A 14,103-nucleotide genomic window follows, 5' to 3' on the forward strand; every position below is an offset into this window, starting at 1 on the left:
ACTATTTAACTTCATTCATACAAATTCCTAAAGCATCTGCAATACCTTGTCCATATTCTGGATCTGCTTTATAACAATTTGATATATGCCTCATCTTAATTTCCTTTGGAATATCTCCCATAGAACGAGCAGTATTTTCAAATAAAGCTCTTTTTTGCTCTGATGACATCAATCTAAATAATTTTCCTGGCTGTGTATAGTAATCGTTATCATCTTCCCTAAAATTCCAACAATTAGCATCACCACTTAAGCCCAACGAAGGTAACTTATATTCTGGTTGTTCTTCCCACTCACCATAACTATTCGGCTCATAACCTAAAGTACTTCCAGAATTTCCATCTACTCTCATTTTACCATCCCTATGAAAACTATTAACCTTACACCTAGGTGCGTTAACAGGTATTTGGTGAACATTCACTCCAAGTCTATATCTTTGAGCATCACCATAGGCAAACAATCTTCCTTGTAGCATTTTATCAGGGGAAAAACCTATTCCAGGTACAACACTTGCCGGATTAAATGCTGCTTGTTCGACCTCTGCAAAATAGTTTTCTGGGTTGCGATTAAGTTCTAAATATCCAACCTCAATTAAAGGAAATTCAGCCTTATACCAAACCTTTGTCAAATCAAATGGATTATACGGCATATTTAATGCCTGCTCTTCAGTCATTACCTGAATATACATTTTCCATCGTGGATAATTACCTTTTTCGATGCTATCATATAAATCACGTTGATGTGCTTCACGATCTTTCCCTGTTATTATCTCTGCTTCTTCATCTGTTAAATTTTTAATTCCTTGTTGAGTAATAAAATGGAATTTAACCCAAACACGCTCATTTTTATCATTTATCATACTAAAAGTATGACTTCCAAAACCATGCATGTGCCTATATGATACTGGTATCCCCCTATCACTCATTGTAATTGTAACTTGATGAAGAGCCTCTGGAAGTAATGTCCAAAAATCCCAGTTATTTTTTGCACTTCTCATATTCGTTCTTGGATCCCTTTTAACAGCATGATTCAAATCTGGAAATTTTAGTGGATCTCTTAAGAAAAACACTGGAGTATTATTTCCTGCTAAATCCCAATTCCCCTCTTCTGTATAAAATTTTATAGCAAAACCTCTAATATCTCGCTCTAGATCTGCAGCTCCACGCTCACCCGCAACTGTAGAAAATCTTATAAATAAATCAGTTTTTTTACCAATCTCTGAAAATATTTTAGCCTTAGTATATTTCGTAATATCATGCGTAACAACAAAAGTCCCATATGCTCCAGAACCTTTTGCATGCATTCTTCTTTCTGGTATTACCTCTCTATCAAAATGTGCAAGTTTTTCTAAAAACCATACATCTTGAAGTAGCATAGGTCCTCTTGGTCCTGCTGTCATAGTATTTTGATTATCTGATACCGGTGCTCCAAAAACTGTTGTAAGTTTTTTATTTCTATTTTCTGGATTCATTTTAGCTACCTCCTTCAATTATTAATGTTAAATAATTTAAAATAATATATGATAATTAAACGGAATTACATGATCCTCATGCACCCTCTAATACTTGAATACACTCCGAACATAATCCTTTAACATAAACATCTTTTTCTTGAATATGAAATTTATTTAAAAAATCACTATAAATTTTATCAACATCAATTTCAAAGTCATATATCATATCACAATTTTTACATTTAAAATGGCCATGATTAGATGTAATTATGTCATATCTCAACTCATTCTCTTCAATACAAATACCTTTCAATATATTTGATTCCATAAAAACATTAATTGTATTATATACAGTTGATTTTGATAATGTTGGAATTTCTTCCAAAACTCTTTTATAAACTTCATCTGCCGTTGGATGATCATTGTATTTCATCAAATTTTCAAGTATTTTCACTCGTTGAAAAGATGGCTTTATATTATGCTTAACCAAATACTCAGTCAAATTTTCAATTTTATCATTCACAAGAAATCACTCTTTCTTAATAATAATTATCACTTTATATTGATTATAATTTAGTTTTTTATATTATGTCAATAAAAATATTAAACTTTAAAAAATATATTAAACCGATTTAATTCATTTGGAATGAGCAATATCATAGCCTACAAAGTTATTCTAGCTATTATAATTATCGTATTTATTGTTTTAAAAATAATAAATACTTTTCCAGAAAAAAACCATAAAACAAAATTTTCAATAAAAATATACTTTAAATAACTATATCAATTTATCTATTTTCCTACAAACAAAAATAGCTAATCCTAATTTTAATAGATCTGGAATTATGTATGGAAATACACACATTGACAATATCTTAATAATTGAATACTTAGTCCCAGAAGCTTCATATATTATCCCAAACCACAATGTACCTATTACATAACATATAATTAATCCAATAATAAGAACACCTACCTTAATTTTTGGATACTTTAAAATCAATCTCCCAAATAAACAATAAAAAAATGCAGTAAATACAAATCCAACAATGTATCCTCCTGTTGGACCTAAAATATGTCCGATTCCTCCCCTAAATCCAGAAAATACTGGAAGACCAACACATCCCATAAAAATATATAAAGAAATAGCCAGAAGTCCACATCGACCACCCAATAATAATAATGCACAAAAAATTGCAAAAGTCTGCATAGTAAATGGAACTGCAGACGGTATATTAATCCATGAACATACTGCTATAAGACATGTCATCATGGCTATTAAAATCATTTTCTTTATCGTCATATTTTTCCTCCGTATATTAAGATTCACTATTTTTTGTCATGAAATAATTTATTAACGCAATACCTCCTCTAATTGTTTGTAACTCCTCAACAACTACGTATCCTCTTTTTTCAAAAAAAGGTCTTGCGGTAATAGATGCATGTACACTTATAGTGCATCCACTAACCTTTTCTTCTAACTTATTACAAATTTCAGTTCCAATTCCTTTCCCTTGATAATCATGATGAACATACAATCGATCAATATATCCTAAATAATCAATATCTCCAAATCCAACAATAATTTCATTATAAATCGCAACCAAACTATAATGTTTTTGTAAAGATTCATTCCATTTCTCAAAATCTATTTGTTCTGTTGCCCAAACATCCAATTGATCTTTTGAATAATCTTTTGCATTTATTATATGAACTGTATTATAAAAAAGATTGATAATTTCATTACAATCAGATGGAGTATATTTTCTAACAATCATACATAGAAAGCTTATTAATAGCAAGAGAAACTGTAGATTGAAAATAAACATTATTACCTTTATTACTCTCATGCATAAAAGCTTTTAATGAATTACTTGTATATTTTGAAAAATCTCCATATATTGCAAACCTAACACGATAATTAATAAATTTCTGTAATATTTCCCCTGCTATACATGAACTTAGAATAAAAAAATCATCTGAAATAGCTTCTTTATTCAATGCAATATTATTACATCCTGTTTCATACTGAACCGTTGTAATAAAATCTAAAGCAGATTGGGTATCTCTAATTAATACCTTATCACTGCTAACAACTGCAACATCTATATTGTTTCTTTTTACAACTTTTATCTTCATCCTCAAACATCCTCCAATTTAATTAACATTTATTAAAATATAAAATTTGAATATTTTATATCTAAATTGCAATTACATCATTCTTAAGATTCTGAAACACCCTATAAATATTTCCATATATTCCCTTATTTAGTAAGTTTATAATATTATAAATTATTATCATGCATAAATATATTATTCAGATAAATTCCCAACCATTAGCAAAATCTCTTTATACATACTACCATTAAAATATTCCAATACGATTAATCCTCCAACTCTATTCTTCTACAAAAATAAAGCATTTCCTCCGCTTTTATCGTGAATACCTGCACTACTACCTACAGCTCCAATAACAATACTATCATATCACGAAAAATACAAACTTTATTTTTTATTTTAATAAACTAGTATTTTGAAAATTATTTTAGTAAAAGCTAATATAAAAAATCAAAGGAGTGTTTATATGTTTAAACATGAAAAACAACTATTATGTAATGTAGAAGTAGAAAGAGCAAACCCATATTATGCAGCACTTTTACAAGAGCAATTAGGTGGTGCAAATGGTGAATTAAAAGCAGCACTACAATATATGTCACAAAGTTTTAGAATAAAAGATCAAGAAATAAAAGATTTATTTTTAGATATAGCAGCAGAGGAATTAGGTCATTTGGAAATTATTTCCCAAACTATAATGTTGTTAAATGGACACGATGTAGATGCAACTTCAACACAGAGTGGTCAAATTCAATCTCATGTATTATTTGGTTTAAATCCTGGTTTAGTTAATTCATCTGGCTATTCATGGACTGGAGATTATGTTTCAGTTACTGGTGACTTGTGTGCTGATTTATTATCAAATATAGCTTCAGAACAACGTGCTAAAGTAGTATATGAATATCTATATAGACAAATAGATGATAAAAAAGTTAAACAAACAATTGATTTCTTATTAAACCGTGAAGAAGCTCATAACGCTATGTTTAGAAAAGCATTTAACAAAATACAAGAAAGCGGATCAAATAAAGATTTTGGAACAACTCCTGATGCAAAAATGTATCTTGATCTATCATCACCATCACCATCCAATAATAAATTTTCTAACATAGATGTAAATCACCCTTCATTTAATTAATAAAAAAGAGCCTTAAAAATTAATTTTTAGGGCTCAACAAATATACTAGATTAAACATAAATTTAAAATTTTTATTTTATATATTAGTAAACTAACTTTTAAATATCGTAATCATCATCTATATAAAAATTTAAAGCGTCCTTTTCACCTTTGGATAAAATGTCTATAGATTTAACACAATTATCAATCACATCGCTCTCAGATATTAAAATATCATGATCCCCTCTATAAAACATGAGTCCTTAAGTGTCCTATATGTCTTCCAAACAACAAGTAAATTAGATTTAGAATATTTTATAAGGTTAACTATATAATATAGAGCTGTAGTCTTAGATTTTTTACTAGCTCGACTACCTTCCACTCTATACCTTCCTCAAGGATTGCCAACGTGGATTTAAATATATTAATATCCTTCAAAGGCTCGAAGATTGTACCACTGTTTAATAAATGCTCTACATCATAAAACCTAACAGACCCATCATTAAAATAAACATACAAACCATAAGATTCATTAGGTACTACTTGACATACTTTCGGATAAAAATATATAAAGTCTAAATCTTGCATAGCTAAACACCTCCTAAATAAGTGGATTTATACAGTTAAGAGGTTTGTCTTGTCTAGACAATTCCCAATTCTGCATAAGCTCATCTCTATGGATCTCGCACCAAGCAAGTACAAGTTTTAATTGCCTATTAGGTATGTATCCCTTATCTATTCTACTTTCCTGTATCAATACAGTAGCTTTATAATCTGCATAGGACACATGAAAATGGAGTTGATTATGCTCGTTCCAATTCATCGTTATTCGTATACCATAAAACAAACTTATCTCATGCATTGAATCATCTCCTTTTTAGATCATTTTACCATATATGTTCATAATCAGAAAATGCTCACATGTCAAAATACAGCACATAACATTCCGTTGTATATAGAGCTTGTATTAGCTTGTTGATATAATTCAAGATCCCATGGAAGTCCAAACCAAACAATAATGTTACCACCATCTTGCAGATTCAAACCATAATCACTCGATGATGGATATGCGATAAGTAATTCAATCTCTCCCCTATTCCATCTATCAATAGTATCTGATGATAACTCTTCGACAAATGAAAAAGTGCTTTTAATCCTATCTACATCGTGATAATACTGATAAAAACATAAAATAGGACTATCTAAGGTACTCTAAACTATCTCTTCTAGCTTATTTAATTTATCATACATAACCATTTATATTTTTCGTAGCTTTTCACCCTTCCGCTTAAACTCTACAAAAAACATTCTCCCACTAGGTAAAAGGATCTCTTTCTGGTATACCAACAAATCCATTCAGTTTTATACACACCCCTCCATTAGATTCGATCTTAGTTTTAAAGTACTTCTCAATAGTTTTTTCTAGCATAAAAACTTCCCTAAATTTATTAATATAAACTGTATATCCTCCAAACCCTTATAATATATAGAATACCAAATACCGATGCCCACATTTATGACTACAAACATTTTGAAAATGTTTTAACTGTTAACATCGTTATGTTTAAATCCTCATGTACAATTCCTTCGAGTGGGTTGTGTTTGGTATGTCGATCCTGTTGTTGTTTTGCTAAGTCATTAGCCTATTTATCTAATATCAATAATTCACCAGTTTTGTAATATTTCACTGCTTCTGCCCATATCTGATCTACTTCATACATGTTTAGCTCTTTCCACAAATCTCTCTAAAAACTCTAATAAGCTTATCCTACTTAATTTTAATTTCCCGAATTTCAATACTGATAATAATCTTAACCGTATTAATGTATATACATACCCCGTATTAGTTTAAGTAACTTTGACACCTCAAGTACAGCGTATAAAATATCATTCACTTACTATTTTCTTTTATATTTATACAACACTACTACGGATACTTCTGATGTTGTGATAGTCAAAAAACAAAATGATATCAATTCAGCCAATATAGCTATAATCCGCGTTAATGGCGATGATGCTACATGTAAAAAAATAATAAAACACAAGGACTGTATAAACCTTGTGTCTCTAAATCCAAAATATGACCCTATTTACTATGATAGAAATGACATTGTAAACAAACCTATCCACATATTTACGCAACAAAAAGAAAGCTTTTTGATAAAGCTTTCTTAAAATAATCTTAATAAATATCTAACTCTATGCCAAAATCATCCTCAGTCAATAATTCCTCTTTTTCCAATTAATTCATATAATGCATCATTTCCTTAATAATCTTCCTCTATTAATTATTTCTCTAAAATTGTACTTCTTAAGAATTAATTACATTTGTAAATCTATCTGCCTTATCTTGATCTATATATCCAGCATATAAAATCCCTTGCTCAACATAATCATAATAATATTGAAATTTTGATCTGTAATAACCTCTTGTGTAGTTTGTGTTACATTAGTCATATGCTATAGATTTCACATTAGTAATTTTAAAAAATTATGTATTTAAACCGAAAAAGTGTATGAACCTAAATTCATATACTTTTTTAATATCACTTCCCAATTCATTATTAAATGGATTTTTAAATATGAAATGTTGATTTGGTCAAATATTTATTGTACAATGTAAACTATAGTTGTATATTATTTACATTTCATGTATCTATAATGTACACTACGAGCTAACTTGGGAAGGATTAAGGCTGGGTTCCTATTAGGAGTAGGTTTTATTTAAAACTTAGAATTCCTTTGCCCCTGGGGTTAGCTCATTTTTTTAATATTATCAGGATTTTTTTGTATTAATTCTACAATAAAATTTACACACTTCATTGAATACTTGTAAGATGGAGTATTGTCAATATTATTCACATCACAAAAATCTTTATTTTCCTTAATTTTATACATTTTATCGATTAATCCAAATGTACGGTTATCAATTCTAAACTTGATTTCCAATTTTTCTAATTCATTATTTATTTCCTTAAATAAATTCTTTTTGCTATAAATATATGTACTATTGACACTCTTCATCATTCCGTCTTTGATATGTTTATCAATTATACAATTGCATATATCAATCCCATGAAACTCATGCATTTTTACTGCAAAATTTACTATACAATGCTCTATCTTACTCATCAGACTTGAGTCAATTTTATCATTAACATAATGTACAATTGAGTTTCGGTATCTAATTATTTGCTCCAAATACTTACGTAGCATATCATTTTTATTCGTGAATACTTTTTTCACACATTCATTTAAACTAATAGTCCTGCCCTTATTTTGTTTATCCTTATAAAATATACCTTCAGGCCCATCTCTACTAATTAAATAGCTCTTTAGCATTAATTCCCAAGCATTACATAATAAAATACATACTGCCTCAGTTTTATAAGCAGGTTTACTATAACAATAATACATATAATTAACTATTGTAAAAGCCTCTCTAGACTTTTCGATCAATTTTTCCTTCATATTACACACCTCCTTTATATTTCACCAACAATTATAACAAGTTAATACTCAATAATAAACTAATCTTTACTTTTTTATCTACTTCCTTGTAAAGTTAAATCAAAAAAAGATGTGGAAGATAAAATGTAAAAGCTAATTGACAATCTTTCTGAAACTAGAACTGCTATTGTGAATACTACAGAAGGAAGTAAGGATTTACTAGCTACTTTACTAGATTTAAAGGAAAAAGAAACAGAAAACCAAGTTACTTATTGTCACTTTCAATCGCTACGAAGCCAATATACAGCTGATATAAAAATTATCATTTATTGTAAATGAAGAGGTACATCTAATCTCTGTTGGTAAAAATAAAAAATGTCCTTTTTGTGATGGTAATATGCAACCAGCAGAGAGAAAATCATACATTAAAGCATCAAGAGCTGAACTGAATCGCATAATTACTCAATTGCAGAGCTTATATGAAATTTAAGAAGATGTATTTCACCATTAATCATTAAAATGAGGTTCGTGGAAAAATCGATCATCTTGAAAGACAAAGATCATGGATGGATAAATTAATCGAAACTTAACTTACTCCTCAACCTAATAAACTAAGAATCAACTGCATTGCAAAACGTTTCACAAAAGTGGATTGCTGAATTATAAAAACAAGAAAGTTATGATTTGGATAACCCTAAGTCTAAACCAAAAGAACTCTTCCCTATCGATTTTAATACACGTATAGATGAAATATCATATTCAATTTTGGTTAACTAAAAATACGAGAATTTGAATACGGATCATTTCAACATGGAAACATTTGATTTAAAAATAAATAGCTATGCAAAAGAAGATATTTATGATAATGGTTACTGGGCTTTTATCAATACAGTTATCTGATTAACTTTTAGACAATATTTACATAAAAATGCCCGCATAAGCCAGGAATTTTTGTAGTAGATACACCCTTTACTTGGTATGGATCAAGGTGTTTATGATACTCCTACAAGTATGAGAACACCCTATTCCAGTACTTTATTGACAATCAATCCGAGGGACAAATGATAGTTGTAGAAAACACAAAGGAGCTTCCAGATTTAGATTATGAGGCTAGAGATGCTAAGGTAATAGAATTTACACATGGCAAATATGTAAATAAGTACAAAGAAAGTCGCTATGGTTTTTTACACAATGTATATAGCGATTAGGATAAAATCCAATAAAGCAGATATAAAAATGCTCAGAATTAGATGCAAAAAACTCTAGGAAATGCTAATTAATAAAAATATGAATAAACAAGATTTAAAAATGCCACCGGTATAAATTCTACCTCTATTCTATAGCAAAGCTTGGAAGAGACGAGAATATTACTACGGATATTCTGCTTAAAATATGTGAAGCTCTTAATTATAAACTTCAAAATATAATAGAGACGATAAAAGAATAATATAAGTGTATGGAGGAATTTACAATGATTACTAATATTGAAGAACTATTTCGAATAACTCAAGATAGGCTCGAAGGGCAACACGGAACTATAACAATTAATTTTGCAAATAGAAGCCATGTATATTCAGGAAATGATGTTATAGGTAATTGCCTGCAGGAATGGTTACCTAATTGGTTTGAACATTTAGGTGTTGATATTAAACCAGGTGATAACACTCAGTCATTTCCAGATTTCGTAGCTAACTTTGAAAATGTTAGCTATGATATCGAGGTTAAGGCGTGGAATTATAATAATTCACCAGCTTTTGATATAGCAAACTTCTCAAGTTTTTTAGCTACAACTTACGAAAGCCCAGGTAAATTAGATGCTTCCTATTTCATCTTAGGATATAGACCTATGAATGATGGTTTCTCACAAGGATTTGTCGTTGAAAAAGTATATCTTAAACACATATGGCAAATCACATCTCCTTCAACAAAATATACACTTGATCTGCAAGTAAAACGTAGCCGACCATATACTATACGTCCATTTAACTTCTCATGTAATTAAAGTAGATATTTTGATAACAAAATTTTAGCAATATCAAAAAGTGTTCTTCTTATATCTTGAAAACCTAGCCTTATACCCACTTGCAAAAAGACTTGACAAGTAAAGCCTGCTAATAAGAATTCAAAATTAGGCAAGTTAAATGATTTGACTTTTGTTATATCACATTCAGAGTTCTCACCAAATTTGAATTCATAAGCTTTTACTGCCAAAGCTTTGATATCATTTGAAAAAACTCATTTGCCTTTTATCCCTAATTCCTTAAATAACTGTTCAAATCCTAAATAGCATTATTTTTTCAAGTATTAAAAATCCCGATTTCTAGATGATTAAACTAGCAAGCTATTCAATATTTTAAATAAAATTTACTAGCAATCCTGTCAACTGACCATTATTTTGCCAACCATCTTATCAAATCACTTAATCATCAACTATATTTTCCATTATCTTTTCAAATTCACTATTCTTGGATAACTTCCCTTAAAACCAAAATCCGTGATTATCCTTCCAGCTTAGAACCAAACCTCAAACCACGGAAAACCTTTATTTACTTATCTTATTATACTCTTACTTCTCAACCCTTGACATCAATACTACCGTCTCGACATGATAAGTATTAGGAAACATGTCTACAGCTTGAATATTATTTACTTTATACCCATTATTTAAAAATTCCTTTAGGTCATCACGTAAAGTTTGAGGATTGCATGAAACGTATACTATATTTTCAACATCAAATTTACAAATATTTTTCACACCCTTTGCTCCAATTCCTGCTCTAGGTGGATCAACAACAATAAATGAAATTTTATCTTTTATATCTTTAACAACCTGTGAAACATCTCCACATATAAACTCACAACATAAATTATTTAGTTTTGCATTCTCTTTTGCCATTTTTACAGCATCTTCAACAATTTCTACCCCTATAACCTTATTATTTTTACTCAATACTTGTCCGATAGTACCAACTCCTGAATATAAATCAAGAATTGTTCCATTTGGATTACCTACTCTATTTTTTACCTCATTATATAAAACCTTAACACCTTCTGTGTTTGTTTGAAAAAATGAAAAAGTATTAATTTTAAACTTGAGTTCAAATATTTCTTCATACACAAAATCATTCCCGTATATAATTTCTATTTTGCTTGGATTTACAGCATCACTCAATGAATCAGATACAATATGCACAATACCTCCGATAGATTTTTTAAGATTAAGACTTAATATTCTATCTTTAAATTCCCTAAAATCCATATCATTTTGACTCGATGTAACAATACTTAAAAGTATCTCCTCTTTCCCTTCTCTTAAAACAAGATTTCTTAAATAACCCTTATGAGTTTTAAGCTTATAGGGTTCTGCCCCAATTTCCCTAAAATATTCAACTGTTGATCTCATTATTTTTCTGAAATCTTCACTTATTAATTTACAATTATAAGTTGGAACAACTCCAAATGGATTCCCTTTTTTATGAAGACCAAGCTCAAGTGGACCACCTCTAAACTCATCTCCAAAAGAAAATTCCATTTTATTTCTATACTCAAACTCCTTTGGAGATTTTAATATCCCCAAAAAGCTATCATAATTAATTTCATTTAAAAGATCCCTCAAAGCTTCTTCTTTTAACTTTATTTGATCTTCATATGAAATATTTAAATATGTACATCCTCCGCATTCCCCAAATTTATCACAAGATGGAGATATTTCTATATGGGATTTATTTAAAATCCCAACCCTCTTACAAATTTTTCTTCCACCTTTTGATTTTACAAATCTAACTTTTAATTTTTCATAAGGTATAGCTCCTTTAACAAAATATCTTTCTCCGTCAATCTCACCATAACCTTCTCCTTTGAAATCAAATCCAATTATATCTAATTCAAATATTTCTCCCTTTTTCAATCTCTTACCTCACAAATAAAAAATGATATAGAAAAACTATATCATTTTTTATTATAAATTTACACCATTTAAATAATGCTCGAATAGCTCTTCATTCATCTTTGCATTAAAATTTAAATAAGCATATTTATCGATTATCTTATTTTGGTAGATAAAATTAAGTGCAAGATTCTTAACTTTATCAAACATATCTAAATCCACCTTATACTCATTTAGATTATTCATTGCTCCATAGTTATTTTTATACTTTAAAAACAAATTTAAATCTATATTAATATAAGAATATAGATGCATTATAGAATACCTCTTTCTTATCTCGTTTATAAAAAATTCAATCCCGAGAGCATCTATTGTGTGTCTTGGAATAGAAAACACACTTTCAATTAAATTACCATAAAAATATAAAATACCATATCCAAATTCATCTATAAGTTTAGATACAGAAATACTACATTTCAATACAGTTTCTCGAAATAATAAACTATCCCCAAACTTTTCCCCATTTTCCAAAATTGTTTCCGCATCTCTTAAAATATTGCTAGCGAACTCTTTATGTTCCTTATCTACCCTATCATTTAAAATAATATCTACTAAATTCGCAATTACCGAAAACATATAGTACATTGTATAATCTAGAGAAGAAGCCGTTGCAATCTTTGCATCCAAAACTATCTTATCTATCTTACACATCTGATCTCCAAATATCGTAACTTGAGAAGAATCACTATCTATTAATTTAAAATATCTATGACTTTCACTTCCTCCTCCTGTTGTAGGAATAAAAATACTCTCTTTAAGTCTTCCATATTTTAAAAACATTTTGTTTTCTTCAAGCTTATGTAAACTATCTATATTTCTATTGTTATAAAAAACTGTGATAGCTTTTATAAGATCAGACAAAAAATCCTCACCAATACCAATTAAAGTATCAATTTCATATTTTTCCATAAAATCAACAATGTTAAATATACCTTTTATAGATTGATTTGATTGATCTCCTCCTTTGATTTTAAAATTGTGTATTCTTGCATTAGAAGATTTAAGCTTAATTATTAGATCATTAAGTACAGAATCTTTTTCATCAAAGTCATATGTGATAATCATAACAATTCTATCTGACATATCTATACTCTCTAAAAAATTTTTATAGCTATTAAATATTTCTTGAGATTTCATAGATTTATCCATAATTAAATTCATAAACTCACTCCCATCTTAATTTAATATTCTCAAGTAAAGTAAGTTTTATAATAAAAAATGCTATCTTAAATAATTAAGACAGCATTTTTATATAATATCCAAAATTTCAATTAAATTTTCTATATAGTAATCCGCATTCATCTCGAGTATTTTATCCTTCATGAAACTATATAAAACACCACAAGTTTTACTTCCAGCATCACGCCCACTTATAATATCATAAATTGAATCTCCAACCATAAGTGCCTCTTCAGGGGATACAGATAAACTATTACAAGCACTTAAAACTGGTTCCTTATGAGGTTTATGATTTTTAACATCATCACTTGTAACAATAACATTAAAATAATCCTTAATTTCCAAAAGTTCAAGTGCCCTAAGAGCCGTGCTCTTATTTTTAGAGGTTACAATACCAGCTTTGCATCCTCTTTTATTTAATTCTCCAAGCATCTTTTGTGTATTATCATATATAGAAATTCTTTCATCATGATATTTAAGATTAAATTTTCTATAAACATCCACGGCTTCATCAACATTATCAAAGAATTTACTCATAGTCACAAACAAAGGCTCTCCAAACCATGAAATAATTTCATTTCTATCAGGGTATTCATTTTTTAAAATCTCGAAAGTATGTTCAAATGATTCTATAATTAACTCATTTGTATTAATCAGCGTTCCATCCAGATCAAATAAAACTGCTTTTATCATAAAAATCCCCCTTTTAATTCTAATATAACTAAATTTTAACATTTTATATTTATAAAAACAATAAAAGTTTAATTTTTTTAATACTAAACATCTTTTCTGTGCATAATAACAGAAAAGATTTTTTAATATGATTTTCAGTTTTATCAATATAAG

General features: G+C 28.7%; 18 protein-coding genes and 1 pseudogene. 5 read left to right on the plus strand and 14 right to left on the minus strand.

All coding sequences use genetic code 11. The features are described from left to right. Position 1: 1 nt before the first annotated feature. From RATSFB_RS05355 to RATSFB_RS05375, 5 genes are all read right to left on the minus strand, one after another. Positions 2 to 1,468, minus strand: coding sequence for a catalase (locus RATSFB_RS05355; RefSeq protein ID WP_014095023.1), 1,467 nt, complete (start codon positions 1,466 to 1,468; stop codon positions 2 to 4). Between the two features lie 76 nt (positions 1,469 to 1,544). Continuing rightward, positions 1,545 to 1,973, minus strand: a complete 429-nt coding sequence (locus RATSFB_RS05360) for a Fur family transcriptional regulator (protein ID WP_014095024.1) — start codon at positions 1,971 to 1,973, stop codon at positions 1,545 to 1,547. A gap of 255 nt (positions 1,974 to 2,228) precedes the next feature. Further along, positions 2,229 to 2,753: a biotin transporter BioY gene (locus RATSFB_RS05365; RefSeq protein ID WP_014095025.1), complete on the minus strand. Its 525-nt coding sequence runs from the start codon at positions 2,751 to 2,753 to the stop codon at positions 2,229 to 2,231. Positions 2,754 to 2,769: 16 nt separating this feature from the next. After that, complete coding sequence (locus RATSFB_RS05370; protein WP_014095026.1) at positions 2,770 to 3,228, minus strand: GNAT family N-acetyltransferase; 459 nt, start codon at positions 3,226 to 3,228, stop codon at positions 2,770 to 2,772. After that, entirely contained in the window at positions 3,218 to 3,589 is a 372-nt protein-coding gene (locus RATSFB_RS05375; protein WP_014095027.1) for a DUF4180 domain-containing protein, read from the minus strand. The genes RATSFB_RS05370 and RATSFB_RS05375 overlap by 11 nt, the downstream gene beginning before the upstream one ends. Before the next feature lie 445 nt (positions 3,590 to 4,034). Between RATSFB_RS05375 and RATSFB_RS05380 the strand changes: the two genes are divergently transcribed. Further along, on the plus strand, positions 4,035 to 4,703 hold the full coding sequence (locus RATSFB_RS05380) for a manganese catalase family protein (protein WP_014095028.1): 669 nt from the start codon (positions 4,035 to 4,037) through the stop codon (positions 4,701 to 4,703). 98 nt (positions 4,704 to 4,801) lie between these two features. Here the strand turns inward: RATSFB_RS05380 and RATSFB_RS07370 are convergent, their stop codons facing one another. From RATSFB_RS07370 to RATSFB_RS05390, 4 genes are read right to left on the minus strand one after another with little or no spacing between them, the layout of a single operon-like run. Then, positions 4,802 to 4,939, minus strand: coding sequence for a hypothetical protein (locus RATSFB_RS07370; protein WP_162470259.1), 138 nt, complete (start codon positions 4,937 to 4,939; stop codon positions 4,802 to 4,804). Further along, the gene (locus RATSFB_RS07315; RefSeq protein ID WP_435867655.1) at positions 4,909 to 5,064 is read right to left on the minus strand and encodes a phage terminase large subunit; all 156 of its coding nucleotides are present in this window, start codon (positions 5,062 to 5,064) and stop codon (positions 4,909 to 4,911) included. Before RATSFB_RS07315 ends, RATSFB_RS07370 begins: the two co-directional genes overlap by 31 nt. Beyond that, the gene (locus tag RATSFB_RS05385; protein WP_014095029.1) at positions 5,010 to 5,270 is read right to left on the minus strand and encodes a DUF2442 domain-containing protein; all 261 of its coding nucleotides are present in this window, start codon (positions 5,268 to 5,270) and stop codon (positions 5,010 to 5,012) included. The genes RATSFB_RS07315 and RATSFB_RS05385 overlap by 55 nt, the downstream gene beginning before the upstream one ends. A gap of 13 nt (positions 5,271 to 5,283) precedes the next feature. Continuing rightward, positions 5,284 to 5,544 (minus strand): DUF4160 domain-containing protein, encoded by a 261-nt coding sequence (locus RATSFB_RS05390; protein WP_014095030.1) that lies wholly within the window; start codon positions 5,542 to 5,544, stop codon positions 5,284 to 5,286. Between the two features lie 1,085 nt (positions 5,545 to 6,629). Here RATSFB_RS05390 and RATSFB_RS07270 point away from each other — a divergent pair. After that, complete coding sequence (locus RATSFB_RS07270; protein WP_242821393.1) at positions 6,630 to 6,857, plus strand: LexA family protein; 228 nt, start codon at positions 6,630 to 6,632, stop codon at positions 6,855 to 6,857. Between the two features lie 579 nt (positions 6,858 to 7,436). Here the strand turns inward: RATSFB_RS07270 and RATSFB_RS05405 are convergent. Continuing rightward, complete coding sequence (locus RATSFB_RS05405; RefSeq protein WP_014095031.1) at positions 7,437 to 8,153, minus strand: DUF3644 domain-containing protein; 717 nt, start codon at positions 8,151 to 8,153, stop codon at positions 7,437 to 7,439. 1,040 nt (positions 8,154 to 9,193) lie between these two features. Between RATSFB_RS05405 and RATSFB_RS07365 the strand changes: the two genes are divergently transcribed. The 3 genes from RATSFB_RS07365 (at position 9,194) to RATSFB_RS05410 (ending at position 10,134) form a co-directional block, all read left to right on the plus strand. Beyond that, positions 9,194 to 9,340 (plus strand): hypothetical protein, encoded by a 147-nt coding sequence (locus RATSFB_RS07365; RefSeq protein WP_158309321.1) that lies wholly within the window; start codon positions 9,194 to 9,196, stop codon positions 9,338 to 9,340. 173 nt (positions 9,341 to 9,513) lie between these two features. Next, on the plus strand, positions 9,514 to 9,579 hold the full coding sequence (locus RATSFB_RS07580) for a hypothetical protein (protein ID WP_371136984.1): 66 nt from the start codon (positions 9,514 to 9,516) through the stop codon (positions 9,577 to 9,579). Positions 9,580 to 9,603: 24 nt separating this feature from the next. Next, positions 9,604 to 10,134 (plus strand): NgoBV family restriction endonuclease, encoded by a 531-nt coding sequence (locus RATSFB_RS05410; RefSeq protein WP_014095032.1) that lies wholly within the window; start codon positions 9,604 to 9,606, stop codon positions 10,132 to 10,134. Here RATSFB_RS05410 and RATSFB_RS07585 read toward each other — a convergent pair. From RATSFB_RS07585 to ppaX, 4 genes and pseudogenes are all read right to left on the minus strand, one after another. Next, positions 10,131 to 10,355 (minus strand): annotated as a pseudogene (locus RATSFB_RS07585) (DNA cytosine methyltransferase); the annotation flags it as partial. The gene RATSFB_RS05410 and the pseudogene RATSFB_RS07585 overlap by 4 nt on opposite strands. 343 nt (positions 10,356 to 10,698) lie before the next feature. Then, positions 10,699 to 12,039, minus strand: a complete 1,341-nt coding sequence (rlmD, locus tag RATSFB_RS05420; protein ID WP_014095033.1) for a 23S rRNA (uracil(1939)-C(5))-methyltransferase RlmD — start codon at positions 12,037 to 12,039, stop codon at positions 10,699 to 10,701. A 51-nt stretch (positions 12,040 to 12,090) separates the two neighbouring features. After that, positions 12,091 to 13,239: an iron-containing alcohol dehydrogenase gene (locus RATSFB_RS05425; RefSeq protein WP_014095034.1), complete on the minus strand. Its 1,149-nt coding sequence runs from the start codon at positions 13,237 to 13,239 to the stop codon at positions 12,091 to 12,093. 87 nt (positions 13,240 to 13,326) lie between these two features. Continuing rightward, positions 13,327 to 13,950 (minus strand): pyrophosphatase PpaX, encoded by a 624-nt coding sequence (gene ppaX / locus RATSFB_RS05430; RefSeq protein WP_014095035.1) that lies wholly within the window; start codon positions 13,948 to 13,950, stop codon positions 13,327 to 13,329. Positions 13,951 to 14,103: the final 153 nt, after the last annotated feature.

Source organism: Candidatus Arthromitus sp. SFB-rat-Yit (assembly GCF_000283555.1).
Taxonomy (GTDB): Bacteria; Bacillota; Clostridia; order Clostridiales; family Clostridiaceae; genus Dwaynesavagella.